General features: G+C 71.2%; 26 protein-coding genes. 16 read left to right on the top strand and 10 right to left on the bottom strand.

The annotated features are described in order from the left end of the window. Positions 1–215: 215 nt before the first annotated feature. Entirely contained in the window at positions 216–1,649 is a 1,434-nt protein-coding gene (locus ABZ805_RS04105; protein WP_358434355.1) for an NCS2 family permease, read from the bottom strand. A gap of 233 nt (positions 1,650–1,882) precedes the next feature. On the opposite strand from ABZ805_RS04105, the gene ABZ805_RS04100 reads away from it, so the two are divergent. From ABZ805_RS04100 to ABZ805_RS04075, 6 genes are all read left to right on the top strand, one after another. Next, entirely contained in the window at positions 1,883–2,188 is a 306-nt protein-coding gene (locus tag ABZ805_RS04100) for a DUF2530 domain-containing protein (protein ID WP_358434010.1), read from the top strand. Positions 2,189–2,272: 84 nt separating this feature from the next. Further along, on the top strand, positions 2,273–3,064 hold the full coding sequence (locus ABZ805_RS04095; protein ID WP_358434007.1) for an ESX secretion-associated protein EspG: 792 nt from the start codon (positions 2,273–2,275) through the stop codon (positions 3,062–3,064). Between the two features lie 148 nt (positions 3,065–3,212). Continuing rightward, positions 3,213–3,566: a hypothetical protein gene (locus tag ABZ805_RS04090; RefSeq protein WP_358434004.1), complete on the top strand. Its 354-nt coding sequence runs from the start codon at positions 3,213–3,215 to the stop codon at positions 3,564–3,566. A 31-nt stretch (positions 3,567–3,597) separates the two neighbouring features. Continuing rightward, positions 3,598–4,149, top strand: coding sequence for a DUF3558 domain-containing protein (locus tag ABZ805_RS04085; RefSeq protein ID WP_358434001.1), 552 nt, complete (start codon positions 3,598–3,600; stop codon positions 4,147–4,149). Positions 4,150–4,218: 69 nt separating this feature from the next. After that, positions 4,219–5,454: a PPE domain-containing protein gene (locus tag ABZ805_RS04080; RefSeq protein WP_358433999.1), complete on the top strand. Its 1,236-nt coding sequence runs from the start codon at positions 4,219–4,221 to the stop codon at positions 5,452–5,454. A 407-nt stretch (positions 5,455–5,861) separates the two neighbouring features. Continuing rightward, positions 5,862–6,386, top strand: coding sequence for a DUF3558 domain-containing protein (locus tag ABZ805_RS04075; RefSeq protein WP_358433996.1), 525 nt, complete (start codon positions 5,862–5,864; stop codon positions 6,384–6,386). A gap of 42 nt (positions 6,387–6,428) precedes the next feature. Here the strand turns inward: ABZ805_RS04075 and ABZ805_RS04070 are convergent, their stop codons facing one another. The 3 genes from ABZ805_RS04070 to ABZ805_RS04060 all read right to left on the bottom strand — a co-directional run bounded on the left by ABZ805_RS04070 (position 6,429) and on the right by ABZ805_RS04060 (position 8,385). After that, positions 6,429–7,697, bottom strand: a complete 1,269-nt coding sequence (locus ABZ805_RS04070; RefSeq protein WP_358433993.1) for a hypothetical protein — start codon at positions 7,695–7,697, stop codon at positions 6,429–6,431. A 118-nt stretch (positions 7,698–7,815) separates the two neighbouring features. Then, positions 7,816–8,037: a hypothetical protein gene (locus tag ABZ805_RS04065; RefSeq protein WP_358433990.1), complete on the bottom strand. Its 222-nt coding sequence runs from the start codon at positions 8,035–8,037 to the stop codon at positions 7,816–7,818. Between the two features lie 123 nt (positions 8,038–8,160). Then, entirely contained in the window at positions 8,161–8,385 is a 225-nt protein-coding gene (locus tag ABZ805_RS04060) for a zinc finger protein (protein ID WP_358433987.1), read from the bottom strand. 111 nt (positions 8,386–8,496) lie between these two features. On the opposite strand from ABZ805_RS04060, the gene ABZ805_RS04055 reads away from it, so the two are divergent. The 3 genes from ABZ805_RS04055 (at position 8,497) to ABZ805_RS04045 (ending at position 9,834) form a co-directional block, all read left to right on the top strand. After that, positions 8,497–9,345 (top strand): helix-turn-helix transcriptional regulator, encoded by an 849-nt coding sequence (locus tag ABZ805_RS04055; protein WP_358433984.1) that lies wholly within the window; start codon positions 8,497–8,499, stop codon positions 9,343–9,345. Continuing rightward, entirely contained in the window at positions 9,345–9,530 is a 186-nt protein-coding gene (locus ABZ805_RS04050; protein WP_358433981.1) for a DUF397 domain-containing protein, read from the top strand. The genes ABZ805_RS04055 and ABZ805_RS04050 overlap by 1 nt, the downstream gene beginning before the upstream one ends. A gap of 133 nt (positions 9,531–9,663) precedes the next feature. Next, positions 9,664–9,834 carry a DUF397 domain-containing protein gene (locus tag ABZ805_RS04045; RefSeq protein ID WP_358434352.1) on the top strand — a complete coding sequence of 57 codons (171 nt, stop codon included), beginning with the start codon at positions 9,664–9,666 and terminating at the stop codon, positions 9,832–9,834. A 56-nt stretch (positions 9,835–9,890) separates the two neighbouring features. On the opposite strand, the gene ABZ805_RS04040 is transcribed toward ABZ805_RS04045, so the two are convergent. Further along, positions 9,891–12,869 (bottom strand): ATP-binding protein, encoded by a 2,979-nt coding sequence (locus ABZ805_RS04040; protein ID WP_358433978.1) that lies wholly within the window; start codon positions 12,867–12,869, stop codon positions 9,891–9,893. Continuing rightward, complete coding sequence (locus ABZ805_RS04035) at positions 12,866–13,750, bottom strand: DUF3027 domain-containing protein (protein WP_358433975.1); 885 nt, start codon at positions 13,748–13,750, stop codon at positions 12,866–12,868. Before ABZ805_RS04035 ends, ABZ805_RS04040 begins: the two co-directional genes overlap by 4 nt. A 264-nt stretch (positions 13,751–14,014) precedes the next feature. On the opposite strand from ABZ805_RS04035, the gene ABZ805_RS04030 reads away from it, so the two are divergent. From ABZ805_RS04030 to ABZ805_RS04020, 3 genes are all read left to right on the top strand, one after another. Beyond that, on the top strand, positions 14,015–14,689 hold the full coding sequence (locus ABZ805_RS04030; protein WP_358433972.1) for a glutaminyl-peptide cyclotransferase: 675 nt from the start codon (positions 14,015–14,017) through the stop codon (positions 14,687–14,689). Positions 14,690–14,852: 163 nt separating this feature from the next. After that, positions 14,853–16,766, top strand: a complete 1,914-nt coding sequence (locus tag ABZ805_RS04025; protein WP_358433969.1) for an MFS transporter — start codon at positions 14,853–14,855, stop codon at positions 16,764–16,766. A gap of 254 nt (positions 16,767–17,020) precedes the next feature. Next, positions 17,021–17,500, top strand: coding sequence for a DUF2771 family protein (locus tag ABZ805_RS04020; RefSeq protein WP_358433967.1), 480 nt, complete (start codon positions 17,021–17,023; stop codon positions 17,498–17,500). Between the two features lie 61 nt (positions 17,501–17,561). On the opposite strand, the gene ABZ805_RS04015 is transcribed toward ABZ805_RS04020, so the two are convergent. Next, a complete protein-coding gene (locus ABZ805_RS04015; protein WP_358433965.1) occupies positions 17,562–17,954 on the bottom strand; it encodes a cold-shock protein in 393 nt (130 codons plus the stop codon). A 324-nt stretch (positions 17,955–18,278) separates the two neighbouring features. Here ABZ805_RS04015 and ABZ805_RS04010 point away from each other — a divergent pair, with 324 nt between their 5' ends. Beyond that, the gene (locus tag ABZ805_RS04010) at positions 18,279–18,485 is read left to right on the top strand and encodes a hypothetical protein (protein WP_358433962.1); all 207 of its coding nucleotides are present in this window, start codon (positions 18,279–18,281) and stop codon (positions 18,483–18,485) included. A 1-nt stretch (position 18,486) separates the two neighbouring features. On the opposite strand, the gene ABZ805_RS04005 is transcribed toward ABZ805_RS04010, so the two are convergent. After that, positions 18,487–19,098 carry an HAD family hydrolase gene (locus ABZ805_RS04005; RefSeq protein WP_358433959.1) on the bottom strand — a complete coding sequence of 204 codons (612 nt, stop codon included), beginning with the start codon at positions 19,096–19,098 and terminating at the stop codon, positions 18,487–18,489. A 117-nt stretch (positions 19,099–19,215) separates the two neighbouring features. On the opposite strand from ABZ805_RS04005, the gene ABZ805_RS04000 reads away from it, so the two are divergent. After that, the gene (locus ABZ805_RS04000) at positions 19,216–20,178 is read left to right on the top strand and encodes a R2-like ligand-binding oxidase (protein WP_358433956.1); all 963 of its coding nucleotides are present in this window, start codon (positions 19,216–19,218) and stop codon (positions 20,176–20,178) included. 34 nt (positions 20,179–20,212) lie between these two features. On the opposite strand, the gene ABZ805_RS03995 is transcribed toward ABZ805_RS04000, so the two are convergent. Next, a complete protein-coding gene (locus ABZ805_RS03995; RefSeq protein ID WP_358433954.1) occupies positions 20,213–21,892 on the bottom strand; it encodes an AMP-binding protein in 1,680 nt (559 codons plus the stop codon). A 108-nt stretch (positions 21,893–22,000) separates the two neighbouring features. On the opposite strand from ABZ805_RS03995, the gene ABZ805_RS03990 reads away from it, so the two are divergent. Together ABZ805_RS03990 and ABZ805_RS03985 are read left to right on the top strand one after the other, a co-directional pair. Beyond that, on the top strand, positions 22,001–22,777 hold the full coding sequence (locus ABZ805_RS03990; protein ID WP_358433951.1) for a PhzF family phenazine biosynthesis protein: 777 nt from the start codon (positions 22,001–22,003) through the stop codon (positions 22,775–22,777). 63 nt (positions 22,778–22,840) lie between these two features. Beyond that, positions 22,841–23,236, top strand: a complete 396-nt coding sequence (locus ABZ805_RS03985; protein ID WP_358433948.1) for a YccF domain-containing protein — start codon at positions 22,841–22,843, stop codon at positions 23,234–23,236. A 69-nt stretch (positions 23,237–23,305) separates the two neighbouring features. Here ABZ805_RS03985 and ABZ805_RS03980 read toward each other — a convergent pair whose 3' ends face one another. Continuing rightward, complete coding sequence (locus ABZ805_RS03980) at positions 23,306–24,070, bottom strand: HAD-IIA family hydrolase (RefSeq protein ID WP_358434349.1); 765 nt, start codon at positions 24,068–24,070, stop codon at positions 23,306–23,308. Between the last annotated feature and the right edge of the window lie 9 nt (positions 24,071–24,079).

Below are 24,079 nucleotides of genomic sequence, written 5' to 3'. Positions count from 1 at the left end.
GAGCCTGCCCGGCGGGCCGGTTTCCTGTCAGCGGCGAAGCCGCTGAGCCAACGACCACCCAAGACACCGGCACCGCAGCGGGTTCTCAGCTGCTTCCTCGCGAGGACAGCGATTTCTCCTGTGGCGGAGCCACCTGCGAAAACGATCCCGCAGCGAGGAAGCCGCTGAGGTTCCGCCACCCGACCACTACGCGGCAGAAGCAGCGAGAACAGGCGTCAGGCGAACAGCGCCGAGATCGGGTCGGCGACGAAGTAGAGGACGAACGCGGCCGACACCACCCACATCAGCGGGTGCACCTGCCGGACCCGGCCGGTGGCGGACTGCAGCAGCACGTAGCAGATGAACCCGACCCCGATGCCGTTCGCGATCGAGTAGGTGAACGGCATGACGACGATGGTGAGGAACGCGGGCAGCGCCTTGGTGAAGTCGGACAGGTCCACGTCCCGGATCTGCCCGAGCATCATCGCGCCCACCACGACCAGCGCCGGCGCCGCCGCCTCCACCGGGATCACGCTGTAGAGCGGGGTGAAGAACATGGCCGCGAGGAACAGCAGCCCGGTCACCACGTTCGCCAGCCCGGTGCGCGCGCCCTCCGCGATGCCGGACGCGGATTCCACGAACACCGTGTTGGAGCTGGCCGAACCGACCCCGCCCGCGACGGCGCCCACGCCCTCCACGGCCAGTGCCTTGCCGATGCCCGGCAGGTTGCCCTTGCGGTCGGCGAGGCCCGCCTCCTTGCCGAGGCCCGTCATGGTGCCCATCGCGTCGAAGAAGTTCGCCAGCACCAGCGTGAACACCAGCATCGCCGCGGCCAGCGCGGGCAGCCGCGTCCACGCGCCGAACGAGATGTCGCCGACGAGCGAGAGGTCCGGCAGCCCGAAGATCTCCGCGGGCGGCGCCGGGTAGCCGAGGTTCCAGCCGTGCGGATCGGTGCCCTCCGACGGGCCCGCGTGCACCAGCGCCTCGACGACGATCGCCACCACCGTGTTGACCACGATGGCGATCAGGATGCCGCCGCGCACCTTCCGCGCCACCAGGATCCCGGTGAGCACCAGCCCGAACGCGAACACCGCCGTCGGCCAGGACGCGATGGACCCGTCGATGCCCAGCCCCACCGGCACCGTGGTGTTCGCCGCGTCCGGCAGCCTGCGCACGAACCCGGCGTCGACGAGCCCGACGAAGCTGATGAACAGGCCGATGCCGACCGCGATGGCCGCCTTCAGCTCCGGTGGCACCGCGTTGAACACGGCGGTGCGGAACCCGGTGGCGACCAGCACCAGGATCACCAGGCCGTCCACCACCACCAGGCCCATCGCCTCCGGCCAGCTGACCTGCTGGGCGATGGTGACCGCGAGCAGCGTGTTGATGCCCAGGCCCGCGGCGATCGCGAACGGGTAGTTCGCGACCAGGCCGAACAGCAGCGTCATCACGCCCGCGACGAGCGCCGTGCTCGCCGCGACCTGCGGCACCGTGAGCACGTGCCCGAGCACGTCCCGCTTCGCCGTCGGCGAATCGGCCGAGTAGCTGCCGAGGATCAACGGGTTCAGCACGATGATGTAGGCGACGGTGACGAAGGTGACCAGCCCGCCGCGCAGTTCCCGGCTCAGCGAAGAACCGCGCTCACTGATCTTGAAGAACCGATCCAGCACGCCGGTGGCCCGTCCCGTACCACCACTGCCCGCCGACCCCGCCGCGTTCGAACCCGTTCCCGCAGAACTCACGCGACGATCCTCGACATCGCGTTCCGCGCCCGCAACGGGCTCCGAACCGGGTTCACCAGAACTTTTCAACGGCTCTTCCGCAGCACCGCGCGAATCGTCCGGTTCCCTGTCCGCCATCACTACCTCACCCCGCTCACGACTACCGGGGTAGCCTGCCCGACGTGGCCGAAGACAGCGCACGCACCCCCTCCTCACCAGCGACGACACCACCCGAACCGGCGCACACCGTGCCCGCCCTGCCGCGCAGGCTGGCGCAGCCGACACCGGTGGTGCTGGCCGGGACCGCGCTGTGGCTCGTGGGAGTCGCGCTGTTCGCCGCGACCGCGCCCGGCGGCATCGAGTTCTGGACCTGCGTCGCCGGATTCGCCCTCGGCCTCACCGGCTACGGGGTGTTCCGCTGGCAGCGCTCCGCGTCACGACGCGGATCGCGCGGCGCGTGGAAGGGTTTGTCCGGCCTCGACGGCTAGTTCCGATAGCGGAAAGCCACCTTCCCCGACTCGGCCGTTCGCTAGTCTGCTGCTCGCGAAGTACCGACAACTGGGGAGTTGCGCGTGGCATCCAAGCTCGATGTCGATCGCCTGGAGTTGGGAGTGCTGACAGGCTGGGCAGGAGTCAAGCGGTTACCTCCGGTCCTCCGGTTCTCCCACTACGGCACACCACTTCAGAACATCAACGCTGAGATCGAGGCCGCGGACACGCGGTGCAGGCAGCGCGGGCTGCTGGATCACGCGAACCGGGTGAGCGACGAGGTCTGGGACCTCGTCGCGGCGTACCAGAGCGCTGCTGTCGAATACGACTTGCGCTTCTCCTCCCAAAAGGGCACCGAGCTCCGCGTCGCCGTGTCGCAGGTAGGCCAAGTGACGATCCGCAGCGTCCTCAACGGTGACCGCGTGATCATCGAGCGGGTCCGACCCGAGAGCGCCATCCCCTCCTTGGTGTCGACTCTCCCCGATCACCCACCGGCCAAGTTCAAACCGGTGAACATCGACTTGGCCGCCTTGCGGGCGGTCATGGCGGACGCAGCCAAGGCAAGCGACGCCGACCCCCGTGCGGTCGAGAAGGGCCTCCGCGCACGAGGCCTGGACGCCTCCGGCTTCCGTGCCGCTACCGAACTGCTCGACGGACCCAAGCTCGGCGCGGGTCAGGTCGGCGTGACGGTGTGGAACTCGCAGCGCAAGGAGTTCCGCGGGAGCTCCACCATGCAGATCGTCGACCTCGAAGTCGGTCGCCTGTCGATCTACAACAGCGGGAACCAGCGCTTGATCGCCGGGGCCGACATGGGGACCTTCCGCCGGGTCTTGGGCGACCTCACCACTGGAGCTCAACGGCTGTCCGCCTGGTAGGTCGGCTCCGGCGCTGGGCTGAAAGCGTGATCCCACCTGGGCTGGGAACGGGTTTCGACATCGCGACGTCATATCGGTGCACCGCACTGGCGTGATCTGGCAAGCTGAGCCCGATCACGGACCACGTGACACTAGGGGGTTAGACCACATGGCCACGATCAACACCACGATCAACAACGGGGGTGTCTCTTCCGGAGCCTCGTTCTCCGTCGACACCGACGCGATCCCGGCCTTGATCGCGAAGTACGAGGACGCTCGCGACGAGCTGGATCGAATCCGCTTCAGCATGAACCGCCTGGAGAAGATCGAACCTTCGGGGCAGGACAAGATCAGCCGCGCTTCTGCGGACAGCATCAAGTCCATCGTCAGCGATCAACCGGGAGGCTTGGCACACGTCCTCAACGAAGCCAAAAAACACTTGGAAAATCAGATCGAACAACTCCGGGCCGCGGTGAACGACTACCGCGGCGCCGACGATGCCGCAACCCCGACGCAGTCGTAAGGAAAACAAGGAAATGCTTCGTCGCGCCAGCGTGACCGCCGCAACCGCCCTTGCGCTCGCAGCGCTGACTTCGTGCTCGGTCGGATCAGGGGGAACGGCGGAAACATCGCCCGATCCAGCACCGCAGCAGTCGGTCGACCCGGCTCTTCGGGTGACCGATCCCAGGGACCTCACCGGTGTCCAAGATGCCTGCACCTTGTTGAATCCTGAGCAGCGGACGCGCTTGGGCGCAGGGGACGCGGAGTTCACCACGACGACGAACGAGTACGGCAACTCGACGTGCGAGATCTTCGGGGATGCCTTCAACGCGGCGGTCGACATCGACACCAACCACGGCGGGATCACCAACCTCAACAGCAAGAAAGACAACTTCGACAGCTTCACGCCGACTGAAGTCGCCGGTTATCCGGCCGCTGAGCTGAACGCAGAATCGACTGCCTGCAAGGTGAGCGTCGGGGTCGCCGACGACCAATCGATCGAAGTCGACTTCTCCAAGAACTCCGGCGGATCACCAGAGATGAACGATCCCTGCGGATACGCCAAGACGATCACCAACGAACTGCTCGTGAACATCCCCAAGTAATCGAAAACCCCAGCACCCGAAAAACAGGGGAAACAAATGGGACCATTCACTCCGATCGTGATCGCAGGAGTGGTTGCAGCACCTTCCGATTTCGGCAACGTCGACGAGATCATGGAGAAGGTGGGATTCAACCACCCGGTCACCTACAAGGAAATCCACGAAGGCGCAGGCTCTGAGCCGATGCACGAAGGTGCGCGCGCGTTCAAGGAAGACATCGCCACAAGGCTGCAGAACGCCACTCAGCTGCTGGACGATGCCAACCGCGAGGCCAACGTCGCGTGGGAAGGCAAGGCAGCCGAACAACACGGCAACTCGCTCAAACCGATGACGAGCTTCCTGGCCACCACCCAGGTGACCTCGGTTGCTGCGGGCGACTCCGTCGAGCGCCAGGTCAATGCCTTCACCACGGTCAGGGACGGCATGCCCGAGCCCAAGGAGGTCACGGCCACCGACAGCCTCTTGGAGAAGGGTGGCGCCTGGCTCGTCGGCTCCGAGACTGACCTCCAGCAGCAGGAACGAGAGGCCACCGAAGCCGCCGAAGCCGCGAAGCAGACCTACGAGACCTACGGCGGGGCCGTCCAGGCCGAAGTCCAGAACCCCCCGCGGTTCGACCCGCCGCCGACGCAGAACGGCGATGGTGGTCAGAGCTCCTTCGACCGCAGCGGTGCGATCAACTCGCCGATGGGTGTCGGAGCAGGCGGTTCGCCCGGTGCGGGCGGCGGTACCGCGGGCATCGGCGGTGGCAGCGGCGCGGGCTTCGGGCCTGGTGGTTCAGGTCCGTCCGGTAGCGGTTCGTCGTGGTCGCCCGGTGGCGGCGGTGCCGGTGGTTCGCTGCCCGGCGGCATCGGTGTGCCCGGTGGTCCTGGCGCGGGTTCCGGTCCTGGTGCCGGTGGCGTCGGCGGTATCGGCGGCGGCTTCCTGCCGGGTGGCCCTGGCGGGACCGGCGGCGCGGGTTCGGGTGGCCGAAGCGGCCTCGGGGCCGGCGGTGCTGGTGGCCGCGCGGGCTCCGGCGGCGCGGGCGCGGGCGGTCGCGCGGGGGTCGGCGCGGGTGCGAACCAGCCCGGTGCCGGTGGCCGTGCGGGTGTCGGCACTCCGGGCGCGGGTGGCGCGGCCGGTGGCGCGGGCACGGGCGCTGCCGGTGCGGGCGGCCGCGGTGGCGCGGGCGCGATGGGCGCCGGTGGTGCCGGTCGCGGCGCCAAGGGTGCCGGGGACGAGGACCAGGAGCACGAGAGCTGGCTGGAGGAGCAGGACGACGTGTGGCTGAACGACATGCCGCGCACCGCTCCCCCGGTCTTCGGCGAGTGACCGCTCCCGCCTGACCGAGAACTCGGCCGCGCACCGAACCCGGTGCGCGGCCGTTCTCGTGCGGCACCGAAGTCGGCGCACTGCTTCCCACCGACTCGAACGCAAGGACGGCAGAGCAGTGCTGCGACGCGCGATCACGGCTGCGACTTCCCCGGCCACCGCGGGAGGCAGCTCGGTTCGCGGGCCCATCGGCGGCGAACCGCCAGTCCCCGAGAACTCGCCCGCGTCACAAGGTGCGGGAGACCCGGCGCTGGTGAACAGCCCGAAATGGCCCGTCAGCAACGTCACCCGAACATTCCCCGTCCCGCGGTCCCCGTTCGGTGGGGAGACCACCCGTTTCTCGAACCGGATTTGAGGTTTTCCTCGTGTTACGACGTTGTGGCCTGCTCGCAGCATCTTTCGTCGCGTTGACCGCGATCTCCTCGTGTGCGCTCGGCGAGGGCGGAGAACAGCCCTCGCAAGCAGCGCCGAGCACGGAGAACATCGACCCCGCGTTGGCGGTGCGGAACCCGAAGGACCTGAAGGGGGTCACGGACGCCTGCCAGCTGCTCACCCCAGAGCAGCGGACGACTCTGCAGATCGAAGGCACTCCGGCCCAGCGAGACAGCGAGTTCAAGGAACCGGCCTGCGAGTACGACGGCAGCGCTTTCACGGCCGCCCTCGACATCAACACCAATTCTGGAGGCATGACCGCTGCTCACGAGCGAAGGAGCAACTTCGACAACTTCGAAGCGGCCGAGGTCGCCGGATATCCGGCGGTGCAGGTGAACTTCTCCAAGAACCTCTGCAACCTGGCGGTCGGCGTGTCGGACACCCAGAGCCTCCACGTCTTCTACTCGGTGATCTCCGGGGGCACTCCCGAAATGGAGGACACCTGCGGGTACGCGCGCAAGATCGCCGCAGAGGCGTTGCAGAACATCCCGCCCGCGTAGCGAGAACCGCCTCGTCCGGCAGGTGCGCGGCCGTTCTCGTGTTCAGGGGAGGTTGCGGATGATCTGCCGGGCGGCGGGTTCGAGGAGGCGGGCGACCTCCTGCGGGTCGGCGGGTGGTTCGTGGGTGGTGTGCAGGGTGACGGTGGTCTTCCCGGTGCGGAACTCCAGTTGCCAGTCCCCGTTGAGGTCGGTGAGGCAGGTGTCGCCGTCGCCGATCCGGACGTCGGAGCGCACGGGGGCCCTGCCGAGGATGGCGTGGCCGCAGATGCCCGCCAGGTACCGGCCGCCGGGTTCGGGTGCTTCCCAGTTCATGAAGTCGGCGCTGATGCCGTCGGGCGATGGGCCGTAGATGTCCTCCTCGGTGGCGATGCGGCGGGTGCAGGAGGTGTCGACCCGGTATCCGTCGCCGTTCATCATCAGTTCGGACGGCAGGTAGGCGTCCTGCACCCAGCCGCTGGCCGTCCCGGGGAACGCGGCTTCGAGCGCGGCGGGGTTCAGCACGTCGCACGGGTTCGGCGTGTCGGCGTAGCGGCCGGTGTAGGCGATGTCGAGGGCGCGCGGTCCGGCGGCGAGCCCGTCGACGAGGCCGGTGCCGAGTTCGCGCACGACCTGCTCGGCGGGTTTTCCGCGGTAGTGCGGGTCGCTCAGGGTGATGGTGGTGTCGACGGCGACGTCCGGGCGCACGGCGGTGACCTGCCAGCCGCCTTCCCGGTCGGGGTCGCGCCAGGCGGCGACCTGGAATCCGCGGTCGGTGCGGACCTCGGCGGAGGCGTCGGCGGCGCGTTCGGCGACGATCTCCAGCCGGCTCTCGGCGGAGCGGGGCTGCTGGTAGAGCTCCAGCGAGACGACGTCGACCGAGCGGACGTCGGAGTGCACCAGGTAGTCGCAGCCGCTCATCTCCTGCCCGGCGAACGCGCGTTCCGGCGGTTCGTCCTCCTTGGCGTAGGAGTGCTCCAGCTCCCGGTTCGGCGAGATCGTCAGCCCGGCCCGTTCCAGGACGTCCGGCGGCAGCACCGCGCAGGCGTCGAAGGCGGCGGGCGTGCCGTAGTGCACGGCGGGGTTGCCGGGCGTGAGCTGGAGGAGCCGTTCGGAATCCCGCTCCGGCCGGACCGCGTCCGATCCGCCGTGCAGCGCGACGACGGCGGCGGCGAGCAGCGCCAGCACGACGACGGCGAGGAGCACGAGGACGACCGGCAGCGCCTTGCCGCGGCGCGGCGGCTGCGGCCGGAGCGGGGGCTGCTGCCAGTGCGGGGGCGGGGGCCAGTTCGGCGGGGGCGGCGGGTTCCCGTGCGGTGGGTGCGGCGGCGTCATGTCGAGTCCGAATCTCGCGGGTGGCGGTCGGTGATCAGCTCAGCACGACACCCGAGGTCGCCGGAGTGGAAATGCCTGAATTCGCAGGTGCGCGGCGGAAATCGCCATCTCGCTATTACTAGTCGATCGTTCCGCTGAACGGGACGATGGCGTGTTCGCCGGTGCGGGCGGTGGTGGCGCAGACCGAGCAGGTCGGGCGGCCGTCGCGCGGTTCGAGGTCGACGGGGTCGGCGAGCACCCCGCAGCTCCCGGCGATCTCACCGGAGCGGGCGGCCGGGACGAGGTGGTTCTGGTAGCCGAACGCCACCCAGCAGCGGGCGGGCGTGTCGTGCGGTTCCACGGGGATCTCCTCGGGTGGAGGGCGACCGGGCGGCGTCGGGGAGGGGTGGCCGCCGCCCGGTCACCCGTGCGGACCGGTGTGGGGTCGGGGGTCACCACGACCGGGCCGCGTTCGGGGGCGCGCTCAGCGCGCTCGGGCCGCCAGCTCGCGCCAGCAGTCCATGCAGGTCGGCTCGCGGATCCAGTCGATCTCGTCGGCGACCCGCTGCAACTCGTCGGTGCGCACCACGACGCCGCACAGCGCGCGGGTCAGCCCACCCGGTTCGGAGCTGCGCGCGTCCAGGCCGAAGGCGTGCCGTCCACTGCTCACCGGCTGCCACCGCCCCACCTTCGCCCCATCCGCCAACATGATCGCTCCTCTCCATATCGTTTCCGGTTTAAGTATCTTGTTACCGGCACCAGATAGCTAGTGCCCGATCGATGGATCATGAAGGCGACACGGATTGGTTAAGCTGTTTTCATGGCTGGTACCAGCGAACACACGCCCAAGGCTCGCCTGCTGGGCGCCGAGCTACGGGAACTACGCAAGCAGGCGAACGTCACTACTCGTGAGCTGGCACATCAGCTTGGTACCAGCCATGTCACCATCTCCCGCTACGAAACCGGCACGCGCACACCCCGGCCGGAGGATGTCGCCCGCATTCTGGGAACACTTAGAGTTACCGGTACCAGATATGACGAGCTCATCGAGTTCGCCAGGAACGCTGGAGACAAGAACACGTTCGCCCGAAGCGCATCTGGTCCGCACAAGCATCTCGTCGAGCTGGCCGAGTTCGAGCGGTCTGCCAGCTCGATCGCCGACGTGGCGCCCACCGTGATCCCGGGACTCCTCCAGACCGCCGACTACGCGCGCTCCATCATGCGCGGATTGCCCAACCCTGAAAGGGAGATCCGAGTCGGCCTCCGAATGGCTCGGCGAGACGTACTGTCGGGAAGAACAGCGAAGCCGCTCACCGCGATCATCGCCGAGCACGCGCTGCGTCAACCGCTCGGCGGTCCAGCGGTCATGGCAGAACAGCTCAGGTACATCCTGAGACTCAGCGAACAGAGCAACATCACGGTGGCCGTCCTGCCCAGCGACTTGACGCACTGGACTCCCGCGCACGAAGGCGCGTTCGTCTTGTACGAGTTCGCGAAGGCGCCACCGATCGTCCAGCTGGAGCACTACCGAGCTCCAGCCTTCCTCTTCGAGACGAAGGACGTCGCTGCCTACAAGCAAGCCGTAGTGGATATCCGCACTTCGACCTTGCCTCTTGACGCCTCGGCGGGTCTGATTGCAGCGATAGCCACCGAGATGGAGGAAGCCTGATGCTGAGCGACGCGGCGAAATGGCGGAAATCCAGCCACAGCGGGCAATCCGGCAGCTGCGTCGAGATCGGCGTCTCTTCCGACGCGGTCGGCGTCCGCGATACCAAGGACCGCGACGGCGGCACCTTGCTGTTCGCCCCGCGTGCCTGGCACCGCTTCCTGCGCACGCTCAAACAGACCCGCTGAGGTGAATGGCCCACTCGCCCAGCCACGTTGGGCGGATGGGCCACTCACCTGGGAGCGCACGACGAGCCGGACACCCCCGCTCGACCGACCGGCGAACCCGCGAACTCAGCGAGGAGTGATCCGAGTGCCAGAGATGACGTGGCGCAAGTCAAGCCACTCAGCAGCCAACGGCAGTTGCATCGAGGTCGGCGCCTCCCCCGACGCCGTCGGCGTCCGCGATACCAAGGACCGCGACGGCGGCACGCTGCTGTTCCACCGGCGCACCTGGCACCACTTCCTGCACACGCTCAAGCAAATCCGCTGAGGTGAATGGCCCATTCGCCCAACCATCTTGGGCGAATGGGCCATTCACCTGTGGGGTCAGCGGAGCAGGGTGACCGCTTCCGGGTCGGCGAGCAGCGCGGCGAGGGCGAAGCGGGTGTCCCACGAGCCGGCCGCCCAGGCGAGGGCGCGGGCCAGGCCGTCGGGCGTCCGCTCGGCGTGCACCGCACCGGTCGCGTCGACCCACCAGTGCACGCGCCGCTCCCCCTCGCGGGTGCTGACGCGCAGCCCGTCGTGCAAGGTCACCGAGCCGTTCGGCACCGCGAGCCCCAGCAGTTCGCAGGAGCCGGGCACCCGCGCGACCTCGGCCCACTGCTGCGCGCGGCCGTCGGACAGCACCCGCATGGTGCTCTCCTCGGAGGCCAGCGGGAGGTCCAGGAGTTCGGCGAGCGCTTCGGCGTCGAACTGGTCGGGGCCGCCACCGGCGACGACCAGCGGCGCCTCCAGCACGCCGAGCATCCACGGCTCGTCCAGCACCACGGCCCGCTCCGCGCTGACGACCGCGCCGGACAGGGACCGCACCGATTCGGGCGGCCCGGCGAAACCCGGGCGGATGACGCCGTCGACGACGGCGTTCGCGAGTTCGCGGTGCGCGCGCAGCGCGGTGCCCGCGCGGATGCCGCGGTCCGGGTCGCCGAGCCGGGCCACCAGGTCCGCGGCGTCGTCCGGGTCGTCGACGCGCAGCTCGCCGCGCACCCCGGCAAGCCGCAGCCGCCGCGAGTCCAGGCCGAGGTCCGGCACCGGGTCGTAGATGCCCGCGATGTCCTCGGCCTCCGGCAGCCGCCAGGACCGGGGTTCGCGGCCGTCGAGGACGGCGAAGCGGGACAGCCACCACGCGGGGTGGCTGTGCGGGTCCTCCAGGACGTGCGCGATGTCCGGGGAGTCGGTGAGCAGCCGGATCGCCTGCGGCCACGCGTCGTCGGCGACCAGGTCCAGGTCGCGGACCGCGGTGAACCGCGCGGGCGGCCAGGCACCGCCCGCGAGGTGCTCCTGCTCGTGCCACCAGCGGACGCTGTCGGCGAACTGCTCGTCCGGGTCGATCGGGTCGTCCTCGACGTGCAGCGCGAACGAGTCCAGCACTCCGACGGAGCGCAGCAGATCGCGCGGCCAGCGCGCGGCGAACGCGCCGTCCAGCACGCCCAGCGAACCGTCCGGCCCGACCTCGTCCGGGTCGAGCACGGCGAGCAGCGCCGCGTCCGGCAGCAGCAGCTCGTCGGCGCGGCGGATCTCGCCGTCGCGGTCCGGCATGGCCAGCGCGGCCAGCCAGTCGTGCGGGTGCGAGTCGCGGACCAGGCCGAGCACCGATTCGGTCAGCGGCAGCACGTCGGCGCCCACCCGGGCTTCGGCGACGCTGCCGCGCACGGCTTCCGCCAGCGGCGGGGCGTCGAGCAGTTCCGCGGGTCCCGCGCGGTGCGCGCCGAGCTGCTCCAGCAGCGGGTGCGCCGCGTCCGGGTGCGCGATGCGCAGCCCGCTGATGTCCAACGTGGACAGCACGGCGGCGGGTCCGGAGTCGGCGGCACCATCGGTGAGCAGCACGTCCCGGGCGCCGGTGACGGTGCGGCCGTCGGCCAGCGGCACCGGCAGCGCCGCGAACTCCTCGCGGGCGCGCAGATCGGTGCGCTGGATCGGGGCCAGCGCCTCGTACAGCCGGTGCCACCAGGACGGCGGGCGCTCCAGCCCGCCGACCGCGGCGACCAGCTCGGCCGACCCGAGCCGCCGCACCTCCAAGGTGCTCAGCGCGCGCCGCTGCCGGGCGTCCGAGAGGTCCGCGGCCAGCAGGCCCGGCACCACGTCCGCCAGCAGCGACACCAGTTCCGGCGAGTAGTAGTCCAGCACCTCGGCCCCGCTCGGAGCCACCGAGCCACCGGCACCACCGGGCAGCCACGCGCTGATCCGCAACCGGTCCAGCACGGCCTGCCGCAGCTTTCCGTCCACATCGGACAGCGGGAAGCCGGGCAGCGGCACCAGCGCGGTGCGGTGTTCCGGCGCGACCTTCGCGACCAGGTCCGGGTAGCTCTCCGCGGCGAACGTCAGCACCGAGTCGACCGCGGGCGACGCCGCGACCCGCCGCCGGTCCGCCTCCACCGGCAACCCGGCCAGCAGCCGGGCGGGCAGCGACAGCCGCTCCTCGGTGGGCGTCGGGGCGTGCAGCACGTCCTCGGCGAGCGGGATCGGCACGTCGTCGGGGCCCAGCGGCACCGCCCAGCACGCCCACCAGCTCGCGCCGCGCTTCGCCTCCGAACCCAGGCCCTCCAGCGCCGACTCGCCCAGCTCACCGGACACCCGGTGCAGCAGCCAGCGGTCGCTGCGCTGCGGGCCGTGCACCACCGCGCGGGAGGAACCCTGGTCCTCGCGGCGCCACGACCGCGGGCCGACCTGGACCTCGCGCAGCGCGGGCAGCGCCAGCAGCAGGTCGGCGGCGCGCTCGGCGAAGCCCGCCAGCAGCGCATCACCGTCCACATCGGACCGGACGGGCAGCCGCACCTCGGTGCTGAAGCCCTCCGGCGGCCGCTCGTCCGACGGCCACGCGAGCCGCAGCACCGGCACGCCGCCGTCGCGGGATTCGAGTTCCTTCGCCGGGCCCGGCAGCGCCGCCGCCTCGGCCCGGGTGCGCTCCGCGGAGAACTCCACCGCGCCCGAGGTCGACACCACGCGCGGCGCATCCGTCACGGCCAGCACCGCGGCGAAACCCACGCCGAACCGGCCGACCGTCGCGCCCTCGCGCTTCGCCGACGCCCGCAGCGAGGCCAGCGCCGCCACGCCCTCCGAGGTCAGCGGCGCGCCGGTGTTCGCCAGCCGCAGCTCACCGTCCTCGAACCGGACCCGCAGCACGCCGTCCGCGCCCGCCGCGTCCGCGGCGTTCTGCGCCAGCTCCACCAGCAGCCGGTCCCGGTAGCCGCCGAGGCGCAGGTCCTCTTCGGCGTTCGCGTCCTCGCGGAACCTCGTCGGCGAGGAATCCCAGGACTCCAGCACGGCCCGCCGCAGCTCGGCCGTGCCGAACACGTCCTGCGCGGTCACCCGCGCGACTCGAAGTCCAGCGTGGTGTCGTCGTAGACGACTTCGGCGACCGGGACCGTCGAGGACGTGTCCACCTCGGCCTCCGAATGCGCGCCGCAACCGAACTCCACGTGCACCACGCGGCCGTCCGCCGGGGCGATCTCGTTGCCGCACACGCCGAACGCGGCCTGCATCGACCCCGCCAGCTGCAGGAAGAAACCGCAGGTGCCGCACGCGCCGGGCGCCAGCTTCGCGATGTCGCTGCCCGGGCCGAACTCGCCCTGGTGCCAGCGCTCCGCGGCCGCCAGCCGGCCCTCGTGGCTCAGCACCCGCTTGCGGCCCAGGCCCACCTCGTGCGCCAGCGACTCCACGCCCTGGTCCGCACCGGACAGGTAGCCCTCGGCCAGCCGCGGATCGCCCGGGGCGCTCGGCAGCAGATCACCGGCACCCAGGTCGCCCGGACGCAGGCGCTCGCTCCACGGCACCCAGGCCGGCGCGGTCAGGGCGTCCTGGCCCGGCAGCAGCACGACCTCGCTGACCGTGACCGGCTCACCCGGACCGGCGATCGCGACGGTCACCGCCCAGCGCCAGCCCACGTACCCGGGGTAGTTCGATTCGAAGTAGTGCGTCGCCGCGTCCGGCCCCTCGGCCTCCACCCCGACGTGCGCGCCGACCGGGGCGTCCGCCGCATCGACCGTGAGCACCGGCGAACCGATCGGGTCGGCTGCCGGGCCCGCTTCGCCCTCGGCGGCGGCGCGGGCCGTCTCCACGGCCGCTGCCAGCGTCGGGTCGAGCCGGGCCGGTTCGGACTGGGCCGGTTCAGGCTGGGTCCCCGTGGACTCGCCGCTCGGCTCGCCGGGAACTCCGAGCGGAGCGTCCGGGTCGGTGGTCGGAGCAGGCATAGGCGTCACGTGCTCGATTGTGCCGTACGCGGTCGATGCGGTCGCCGCCCGTGTCAGGCTTTCGGGGTGCGAACCGGAGATCTCCCCAGGCGAACTGCGCTGGGCAACCGTCTGTCCGCAGGCGTGATCATCACGAGCCTGCTGTCCGGACTGGCGTTGGGCGCGTGCTCGTCGTACATACCAGCTCAGCACGAAGGCCAGGAGGATCGCGAGCACACCGATCAGAGCATTGGGCACGCGGGCAGCGTGCCACACCTTCGAGCGATGGTGACCCGCGTGCTCCCGCACGACCGCTCCTCGTTCACCCAGGGCTTCGAACTGTCCGGTGGAACCCTCTACGAAGGAACCGGGCGGTACGGGCGCTCGCTGCTGCGGGCGCTGGACCCGGACACCGGCCGCGTGCTCGGGGAGGAACGTCTCCCCGCCGACCTCTTCGGCGAAGGCATCACCGTCGTCGGTGACCGTATCTGGCAGCTCACCTGGCAGGAAGGGGTTGCGCTGGAACGTGATCGGACGAGCCTGCGGGAACTGCGCCGAGTGGACTACGACGGCGAGGGCTGGGGGCTCTGCCACGACGGCTCCCGGCTGGTCATGAGCGACGGCAGCGCGCAGCTCACCTTCCGCGACCCGGCGACGTTCGCGCCCACCGGCTCCGTCCAGGTCACCTTGGAGGGCAAGCCGGTCCCTGAGCTCAACGAGCTCGAATGCGCAGGCGGGCAGGTGTGGGCGAACGTGTGGGGCAGCGATCAGATCGTGCGCATCGACCCGGCGACCGGCGTGGTCGGCGCGGTCGTCGACGCGTCCGGGCTGCTGCCCGCCGGCGAGAAGGCGGGGGCGGACGTGCTGAACGGGATCGCCGCGGTGCCCGGGACCGACGAATTCCTGCTCACCGGGAAGCTGTGGCCGCACGCGTACCGGGTGCGGTTCGCACCGCAGTGATCCACAGCGGCCGCACCCGGCTGTGGAGAACTCGCTCCTGATCTCGCAAATTTCCACAAGTTGTCCACAGCTGGGGCTCGACTGTGGACAACTCCGCGGCACGCCCGGCTGAGCAGCGGCGGAGCGGACGCGGCCGCGCCCGAGGCTGGGGCAGGATGAACACATGGGGCTCCGACGCGACCAGCGCACCGACCAGGAACCGACCGGCCGCCCCGGCTGGGGAGCCGGTCGACGCGGCAGGCGCGGGCGGATCCCGCAGGGCTTCGGCGAACGGCGGGACGACCGGGAGCGCGACGGCGGGTCCGGCCGCGCTGCCGGACCGACGGCGGACGAGCAGGGCCGCACGGCCGGACCAGCGGCGGGCGAACAGCGCCGCACGGCAGGCGAGCAAGACCGCGCAGCCCGACCAGCGGCGGGCGAACAGCGCCGCACGGCAGGCGAGCAAGACCGCGCAGCCCGACCAGCGGCGGGCGAGCAGGGCCGCACGGCAGGGCCGGCGGCGGGCGAGCAGGTGGGCGCCGAGCACGCGGGGCACGAGCACGCCGCGGCCACCGCACCACCCAGCAGCACCGGGACCCGCCGCGACTCCGGTTCGGACGGCGAGCACCGCCGCGGCCCCGACCGGGGGCACGACACCGACGCCGAGCGCGAACAGGACCGGAACTCCGCCCCGGACGACCGAGCACCCGGCGACGCTCCCGAGGACACCCCGCGCGGCCGCTGGGACCCCACCGCTCCCCCGCGCAAGCTCACCGTCACCCGCGTCGCCGCCTGGCGCGGCAGGCAGCTCACCCGTGGCGCGATGCGGCTGTTCTTCTCCGCCGCGCACGCCGACGGCGCCGCCGAATCCGGACTGGCCCGGTTCAGCTACGCGGTGATGCTCAACTACGCGGTCGACGCGGCGATGGCCGTGGCGCTCGCGAACACGCTGTTCTTCTCCGCCGCCACCGGCGAGAGCCGGGACAAGGTGGCGCTGTACCTGCTGATCACCGTCGCCCCGTTCGCCGTGATCGCCCCGGTGATCGGCCCGGCGCTGGACCGGCTGCGGCAGGGCAGGCGCACCGCGCTCGCCGTCTCCTTCGGCGTCCGGGTGCTGCTGGCGGCGGTGATGGCGGTGAACTTCGACGGCTGGCTGCTGTACCCGGCCGCGCTGGGCTGCATGGTGCTGTCCAAGTCGTTCGGCGTGCTCAAGGCGGCGATGACCCCGCGGGTGCTGCCCGCGGCGATCGACCTGACCAGGGCCAACTCCCGGCTGACCACGTTCGGCCTGGCCGCCGGGGGCGTGTTCGGGGCGGTGGCCTCCGGGTTCGCGTGGCTGCTGGGGTCGCCGGGAGCGCTGTGGTTCATGGCGGCGCTCGCGGCAGGCGGGACGTGGCTGTGCCTGCGCATCACGCGGCGGGTGGAGAGCTCGGCGGGCGAGGCGCGGGCCGTGGCCGGGAAGCGGCGGCGGGCTCCGCTGAGCTCGCACGTGGTCGTCGCGCTGTGGGGCAACGCCGGAATCCGGGTGCTGACCGGGTTCCTGACGCTGTTCGCCGCGTTCGTGATCAAGGAGAGCACCCGGCAGGACCCGGCGATGCAGGTCGTGCTGCTCGGCGCGGTGGGCGGCGCCGCGGGGCTCGGCAGCTTCCTCGGCAACGCGGCGGGCGCGCGGATGCGGTTCGGCAACCCGGACCGGCTGATCGCGAGCTGCCTGGGCGCCGCGCTGGCGATCACCGCCTGCGCGGCCGTGCTGGCCGGGGTGCCGGTGGCGGTCGCGGTCGGACTCGTGGGCGCGACCGCGAGCGCGCTCGCGAAGGTGTGCCTGGACGCGGTGGTGCAGCGGGACGTGGCCGAGGAGTCGCGAGCCTCCGCGTTCGGCCGCTCCGAGACGGTGTTGCAGCTGAGCTGGGTGTTCGGCGGGGCGCTGGGGGTGCTGCTGCCGCCGGTGTGGTGGATCGGGTTCACCACGACGGCCGCGCTGCTGGCCCTGGTGCTGGCGCAGACCGTCCTGGTCGGACGCGGCGGCGGGCTCCTCCCCCGGCCGCGCCGCCGGAGCGAGGCCGAACCGGGCACCGAGCGCGTCGCCACCGGACCGTAGGTCCGCCGGACGACACCCGACCGCAGGCCCGATCCGGGCCGGACCGGCGAACGCCGAACCGCGAGGCCGACCGGCGATCCCGAGCGGCGGCACCCGAGCGGCAGACCCGGCGGACTCGCCGGGCCGCAGAGCCGACCGGCGACGACCGGACCGCAGCCCGACCGGCGACTCAGCCCGTAGGCCCGCCCGTCGGCCTGACCGGCGACCCCGGCCCGTGGGTCCGACGGGTGACACCGCGTCGTAGGCTCGCGGTCGTGCATCGTGGACTGAAGTCGCTGCTGCTCGCGGCTCCGCTGGGCGTCATCGCGCTGGCCGGGTGCTCGGCACCCTCCGCCCCGCAGGTCACCTTCTACTCGCACGGCGAGGCCATCGAGGTCGCCCCCGCGCGGTTCTGCGACGCGACCGGGGAGAACTGCGCGCCGCCCGCCGAGGACCCGGTGGGGAAGCTGCGGGTGCCGGAGAAGTCACCGCTGCAGATCTCGGTGCCCGGCGACGTGTCGGCGACGCCGTGGCAGGTCTCGTACATCTACCGGGGCGTGGACGGCCAGGAGATCGAGGGACGCACCGGCGTGATCCGGCCGGACGAGCGCCACTCGTACACCTTGCGCGTCCCGCCGGACGGCACCCGCCTGGAGCACGTCGAGGTCCAGCAGTACTCCGGCCTCCTCGTCCTCGGCGAGGACGGCGGCGTGGACTTCCCCATCGCCGCGACCTGGGTCATCGACCCGACCTGACGTGCGACGAGGGCGGGCGGCGGAGGATCCGCCACCCGCCCTCGTCCGGCGTCGGGAAGGATCAGGCGCCGGGGTCGAGCTCCCGGGCGACCGCGCGGACGACCTCGCCGATCCGCTTGGACACCTTGCGGTCCGGGTACCTGCCGCGGCGCAGGTCGGGCTGCACCTTCAGCTCCAGCAGCTTGATCATGTCGTCGACCATGCCGTGCAGTTCGTCGGCGGGGCGGCGGCGCGCTTCGACGACGGAGGGCGGCGGGTCCAGCAGCTGGATCCGCAGCGCCTGCGGGCCGCGGCGGCCCTGGGCCATGTCGAAGTCGACGCGCTGGCCGGTCTTGAGCGAGTCGACGTCGGACGGCAGCGCGGAGGAGCGCACGTACACGTCCTCCCCACCGTCCTGGGTCACGAAGCCGAAGCCCTTGTCCGCGTCGTACCACTTGACCCTGCCGGTCGGCACTGTCCTCACCGTTCCCTGTCGATGCCCGGCCCGCACTCCTCGCGCAACCCTGGTCAGGCCGGGAGCGAGCGGGTCCTTCTTGTCGTCATCGTCCGTCGTGCTGGAGCGTTCCGGCCCTGGCACAACAAAAACGCCCCGGAACGCCACGCTGTCAGAGCGTTCCCAGGACGCGTCAGTTTAAGGGTACCCGTCCGCGGTGGAACACCTTCGCCCCTTTCGCGAGGGATGTGCCGACATCGCGTTGACCTGCGCTTCCCACCTCCGCGGCGGAGGTTCCGGCCACATCGGGACCGGCCCGGCGAGCGCGGCGCCTACCCTGCCGACATGGACACCGCTTCTCGTCGTTCCGCCGTGCTCCCGCTCGCGGTGGGGCTGTTCGCCGCGGGCCTGCTCGCCGTGCTCGCGGTGTTCGCGTCGTTCGCCGCGGGCGTGGAGAACCTGCCGCTGTGGCTGAACCTGGCGACGCTGCTGGCGCCGGCCGGACTGATCGTCGGGGTGGTCGGCGCGGTGCTGCGCACCCGCCGCGGCTGAGTCACCCGCCGCGGGCGGCGAGCCAGGCGGGGAACTCGGTGAGGTCCGCGAAGACGACGTCGGCGCCCGCTTCCAGTAGTTCGTCTGCCCGGTAGGGACCGGTGGCGACGCCGACGGCGACGGCGCCCGCGGTCTTGGCGCCGACCACGTCGCCGAGGTGATCGCCGACGTAGATGGCGGCGTCCTCGGCGAGCAGCACGTCGCCCTTGGCGGCGGCGAACACGTCACCGGCGAGCCGGTCGACCTTCCAGTCCAGCGCGTCGAGGTGCCGCTGGGCGTTGAGCTCGAACTTCCCGGTGACGACGAGCGCCCGGCCGCCGAGGTCGCGCACCGCCGCGAGCGCGTCCGCGGCACCGGGCATGGCCCGGGTGACCGGCACGACGAGTTCGGGGTAGAGCTCCCGGAACCGGTCCACGAGGCGGGCGACGAGCGGTTCGTCGAACCCGTAGGTGCGCAGCACGTCGGGCAGCGGCGGGCCGAGGTTGGCGGCGAAGTGCTCGCCGTCGAGCGGCACGCGGAACTCCTCGCGCAACCGCTCGAACACGTCGATCATGCCGGGCCGGGGGTCGATGAGCGTGAGGTCCAGGTCGAAGCCGACGGTCGCAGGTGTCACGGCCTGGAGGCTAACCGCCGCGCGCGGCCGAGTGACCGCCCTTGACGCGGAACTTTTCAGTACCGAAAATCGTCGGTGTAACGCGACTCACACTCCCGGGCGAGCTGGAGCAGGCCGATGACGACCACCACGGACAGCAGCAAGCACCGCGACGACTTCCACTCCCTGCGCCCCGGCGGCCTCAACTGGGACTCGCTGCCGCTGCGGCTGTTCAGCAAGGGCAACGCGAAGTTCTGGAACCCCGCAGACATCGACTTCGAGCAGGACGCCCGCGACATGGCCGGGCTCACCGCCGAGGAACGCCGCAGCGTGGCGGGGCTGTGCGCCGAATTCATCGCGGGTGAGGAAGCCGTCACCCAGGACCTGCGCCCGTTCCTGTCCGCCATGGCCGCCGAAGGCCGCTTCGGCGATGAGATGTACCTGACCCAGTTCATGTACGAAGAGGCCAAGCACACCCAGGCGTTCCGGCTGTGGATGGACGCGGTCGGCCTCACCGAGAACCTCAACGAGTTCGTCGAGGACAACCCCGGCTACCGCACGATCTTCTACGACGTCCTGCCGACCGTGCTGCACGCGCTGGACGCCGATCCGGGGCCGCGCAACCAGATCCGGGCGTCGGTCACCTACAACCACGTGGTGGAGGGCTCGCTCGCGCTCACCGGCTACTACGCGTGGAACAAGATCTGCCGCAGCCGCGGGCTGTTCCCCGGCATGCAGCGGATCATCGGCCACATCGGCGACGACGAGCGCAGGCACATGGCCTGGGGCACGTTCACCTGCCGCAGGCACGTCGCCGCCGACGAGGCGAACTGGGGCCACGTCGAGGAGATGATGCAGGAGCTGCTGCCGCCCGCCATGGAGCTCATCCAGTGGCAACCCGCCGACGCGCCCGAGGTGCGGCCGTTCGAACTCGACACCGACGAACTGCTGAGCTACGCGAGCGACCGCGCCGGACGCCGCCTCGGCGCGATCTCCTCGGCCCGCGGCACCCCGCTGGAGCAGATCGACGTGGACGCCTCCCCCGAACGCCTGGAGGACCAGTTCGGCGAGGAGGACGCAGCCGAACTCGCCAAGGCCTGACGCCCCGGGCGGGTGCCCGCCCGGGGCACCCGCCTCAGTCGCCCAGGTCGAGGATCTCCTTGGCCTGGCGGCGCATCTCGACCTTGCGGATCTTGCCGGTGACGGTCATCGGGAAGTCGTCCACGACGTGCACGTAGCGGGGGATCTTGTAGTGCGCGAGCTTCCCGGCGCAGAACTCGCGCAGCGCCTCGGCGGTGAGCTCGGGCGCTCCGGAGCGCAGCCGGGCCCACACCATCAGCTCCTCCCCGAAGCGCTCGTCCGGGACCCCGATGACCTGCGCGTCCACGATGTCGGGGTGGGTGTAGAGGAATTCCTCGATCTCCCGCGGGTACACGTTCTCGCCGCCGCGGATCACCATGTCCTTGATCCGCCCGGTGATGCTCACGTACCCGGATTCGTCCATCACCGCGAGGTCGCCGGTGTGCATCCAGCGGGCGGCGTCGATGACCTCCGCGGTCTTGTCCGGCTGGTCCCAGTAGCCGAGCATCACCGAATAGCCGCGGGTGCACAGCTCGCCCGCCTCGCCGCGCGGCACGGTCAACCCGGTGGCGGGGTCGACGACCTTCACCTCCAGGTGCGGTCCGACGCGGCCCACGGTGGACACCCGGCGCTCCAGCGAATCGTCGGCGCGGGTCTGGGTGGAGACGGGACTGGTCTCGGTCATGCCGTAGCAGATGGCGACCTCGGCCATGCCCATCCGATCGATGACCTGCTTCATCACCTCCGCCGGGCACGGCGATCCGGCCATGATGCCGGTGCGCAGCGAGCCCAGGTCGAAGCCCTCGAAGTCCGGGTGGTCCAGCTCGGCGATGAACATCGTCGGCACCCCGTACAGCGCGGTGCAGCGCTCCGCGGCGACCGCGGCCAGCGCGGTGCCCGGGTCGAAGCCCTCGGACGGGATGACCATCGCCGCGCCGTGGCTGGTGCAGGCCAGGTTGCCCATCACCATCCCGAAGCAGTGGTAGAAGGGCGGCACGATCGCGACCCGGTCCACTTCGGAATACCCGCACAGCTCGCCGACGAAGAACCCGTTGTTGAGGATGTTGTGGTGCGACAGCGTCGCGCCCTTCGGGAAACCGGTGGTGCCCGAGGTGTACTGGATGTTGATCGGATCGTCGGCGCTGAGCCGCGCCTGCGCCGCCGCGAGCCGCGCCGGATCGCCCGCGCGGCCGCGCGCCACCAGCTCCTCCCAGCTCGGGTCGTCGAGCAGCACGACCTGCTCCAGGCCGGGGCACTTCGGCCGCACCTGCTCGATCATCGCGGTGTAGTCGCTGGTCTTGAACCGCTGCGCGGAGATGAGCATCCGGACCCCCGCCTGGCCGAGCACGAACTCCAGCTCGTGCAACCGGTACGACGGGTTGATGTTGACCAGGACCGCGCCGATCTTCGCGGTGGCGTACTGGGTGAGCGTCCACTCGGCGCGGTTCGGCGCCCACACGCCCACCCGGTCGCCCTTGTCGATGCCCGCGTCCAGCAGGCCGAGGGCCAGCGCGTCCACGTCGGCCACGAACTCCCGGTAGGTCCAGCGGCGGCCGCCCGCGTGCTCGACGAGCGCGTCCGAGTCGGGGACGCGGGCGGCGGTGCGGTCCAGGTCGGCGCCGATGGTGTCGCCGAGCAGCGGCACCCCGGAGGTGCCGGAGTCGTAGCTGAGTGCTGGTGTTCCTGCCGTGTCCACAGTGCCCTCCCCGACGCAGACGTGACGCAGGGCACTCATGATTCCGCCCGTCGCGGCGAAAAGTCGAGTGCTCGGCCCCACCCCTTTTCGGCCCCACCCCTTTTCGGCACCGGCCCGCTCCCCCGCGTCCGGCCGTAGGCTCCGGGGGTGCGCATCTACGTCGTGGACTCCTTCACCGAGAACCCGTTCACCGGCAACCCCGCCGGGGTGGTGCTGCTCGACGCGCCCGCCCCCGAGCCCTGGATGCGGTCGGTCGCCGCCGAGATGCGGCACGCCGAGACCGCGTTCGTGGTGCTGGACGGCACCGAACCGAAGCCGCTGCGCTGGTTCACCCCCACCACCGAGGTCGACCTGTGCGGGCACGCGACCCTCGCCGCCGCGCACGTCCTCGGCGGCGACCAGCGGTTCGCCACCCGCAGCGGCGAGCTGACCTGCACCGGCTCCGGGGACGGCTGGATCGGCATGGACTTCCCGGCGAGCGCGCTCAGCCCCGCCGAGCCGCCCGCGGACCTGGCCGCCGCGCTGCCCGGCACCACCGTCGAAGCGGTGCGCGAGACCCCGCAGCGGCTGCTCGTCCGGGTCGCCACGGCCGCCGAGGTGCGCGCCCTCGAACCGGACCTGGCGCGGATCGCCGCCTGGCCCTACCGGGGCGTCGTCGTCACCGCCTCGGGCGACCGGGACGGGGTGGACTTCGTGAGCCGGTTCTTCGCCCCCGCGTCCGGCATCCCGGAGGACCCGGTGACCGGTTCGGCGCACTGCCAGCTCGCCCCCTACTGGGCCGCCGAGCTGGGGCGTTCCGGCGTGGAACTGGTCGGCGAGCAGGCGTCGCCGCGCGGCGGGTTCGTCCGCGCCACCCCGCTGGGCGATCGGGTGGCGCTGCGCGGGCGGGCCGTCACGGTCCTCGAAGGCGAGCTGCGGGTCTAGCTCGGGGAGAACTCAGGGTCACCACCTGGCCACTCGTCCGAGCGGCCGTGCCACGCTGAAGACATGCAATTGCTGCTGAACGTGATCTGGTTGATCTTCGGTGGGCTGTGGCTGGCCCTGGGCTACGCCGTGGCCGGCATCGTCCTGGGCATCACGATCATCGGAATCCCGTTCGCCATCGCCTCGTTCCGGATGGCCAACTTCGCGCTGTGGCCGTTCGGGCGGCGGCTCGTCGACGAGCCCGGCGCGGGCGCGTTCTCCGCGATCGGGAACGTGCTGTGGCTGCTGCTCGCCGGCTGGTGGCTGGCCATCGGGCACATCGTCACCGGCATCGTGCAGTGCATCACCATCATCGGGATCCCGCTGGGCATCGCGAACTTCAAGCTGCTGCCCGTCTCGCTGTTCCCGCTGGGCAAGCGGATCGTCGACTCCGACGACCGGCTGCCCACCCGGGGCTGACCCGCGCCGAGGTGAGCGGGCCGTCCGCCCCGCCGAAAACGGGCGACCGGTCCGCTCCCCCGGAGCGCTTCAGGCCCCGAACGGGTCCGCGGTGTGCCCGACCAGGTCCGCCACGGAATTGATCACCTTGGTGGGGCGGTACGGGAACAGCTCCGCGGTGCTGTCGTCCGAGATCCCGGTCAGCACCAGGATCGTCTGCAGGCCCGACTCCAACCCGGAGCGCACGTCGGTGTCCATCCGGTCACCGATCATCAGCGTGTTCTCCGAGTGCGAACCCAGCGTCCGCAGCGCCGACCGCATCATCAGCGGGTTCGGCTTGCCCACGTAGTACGGCGCCCGCCCGGTGACCCGCTCGATCAGCGCCGCCACCGCACCGGTCGCGGGCAACGTGCCCTCCCGGCTCGGCCCCTTCTCGTCGGGGTTGGTGGCGATGAACCGGGCACCGTTCTCCACCAGGCGGATCGCCTTCGTGATCGCCTCGAAGCTGTAGGTGCGGGTCTCGCCCAGGATCACGTAGTCCGGATCCCGGTCGGTGAGCACGTAGCCGATGTTGTGCAGCGCCGTGGTCAGACCGGACTCGCCGACGACGTGCGCGCTGCCCCCCGGCCGCTGCTTCTCCAGGAACTGGGCCGTGGCCAGCGCCGAGGTCCAGATCGCCGACTCCGGGATGTCCAGGCCGGTGCGGTGCAGCCGCGCGCGCAGGTCGCGCGGGGTGAAGATCGAATTGTTCGTGAACACCATGAACGGCAAGTTCTGCTCGCGGAGCTCGGCCAGGAACCGATCGGCTCCGGGCACCATGTGCTCCTCGTGCACCAGCACGCCGTCCATGTCCATCAAGTACGT

It is taken from the genome of Saccharopolyspora sp. NPDC047091 (assembly GCF_040643635.1).
Lineage (GTDB): Bacteria > Actinomycetota > Actinomycetes > Mycobacteriales > Pseudonocardiaceae > Saccharopolyspora_C.
Note: the sequence above shows the minus strand (reverse complement) of the source record. Positions and strands in the feature narration are given on the sequence as shown.

Bases quoted from the DNA above. Each gene is read 5' to 3' on its own strand.
- ABZ805_RS03985 (WP_358433948.1), top strand. From the start codon at position 22,841: ATGCAATTGCTGCTGAACGTGATCTGGTTGATCTTCGGTGGGCTGTGG.
- ABZ805_RS04035 (WP_358433975.1), bottom strand. From the start codon at position 13,750: ATGCCTGCTCCGACCACCGACCCGGACGCTCCGCTCGGAGTTCCCGGC.
- ABZ805_RS04090 (WP_358434004.1), top strand. From the start codon at position 3,213: ATGGCCACGATCAACACCACGATCAACAACGGGGGTGTCTCTTCCGGA.
- ABZ805_RS04050 (WP_358433981.1), top strand. From the start codon at position 9,345: ATGCTGAGCGACGCGGCGAAATGGCGGAAATCCAGCCACAGCGGGCAA.
- ABZ805_RS04055 (WP_358433984.1), top strand. From the start codon at position 8,497: ATGGCTGGTACCAGCGAACACACGCCCAAGGCTCGCCTGCTGGGCGCC.
- ABZ805_RS04025 (WP_358433969.1), top strand. From the start codon at position 14,853: ATGGGGCTCCGACGCGACCAGCGCACCGACCAGGAACCGACCGGCCGC.
- ABZ805_RS04030 (WP_358433972.1), top strand. From the start codon at position 14,015: ATGGTGACCCGCGTGCTCCCGCACGACCGCTCCTCGTTCACCCAGGGC.
- ABZ805_RS04000 (WP_358433956.1), top strand. From the start codon at position 19,216: ATGACGACCACCACGGACAGCAGCAAGCACCGCGACGACTTCCACTCC.
- ABZ805_RS04060 (WP_358433987.1), bottom strand. From the start codon at position 8,385: ATGTTGGCGGATGGGGCGAAGGTGGGGCGGTGGCAGCCGGTGAGCAGT.
- ABZ805_RS03980 (WP_358434349.1), bottom strand. From the start codon at position 24,070: ATGGACATGGACGGCGTGCTGGTGCACGAGGAGCACATGGTGCCCGGA.
- ABZ805_RS03995 (WP_358433954.1), bottom strand. From the start codon at position 21,892: ATGAGTGCCCTGCGTCACGTCTGCGTCGGGGAGGGCACTGTGGACACG.
- ABZ805_RS04010 (WP_358433962.1), top strand. From the start codon at position 18,279: ATGGACACCGCTTCTCGTCGTTCCGCCGTGCTCCCGCTCGCGGTGGGG.
- ABZ805_RS04045 (WP_358434352.1), top strand. From the start codon at position 9,664: ATGACGTGGCGCAAGTCAAGCCACTCAGCAGCCAACGGCAGTTGCATC.
- ABZ805_RS04070 (WP_358433993.1), bottom strand. From the start codon at position 7,697: ATGACGCCGCCGCACCCACCGCACGGGAACCCGCCGCCCCCGCCGAAC.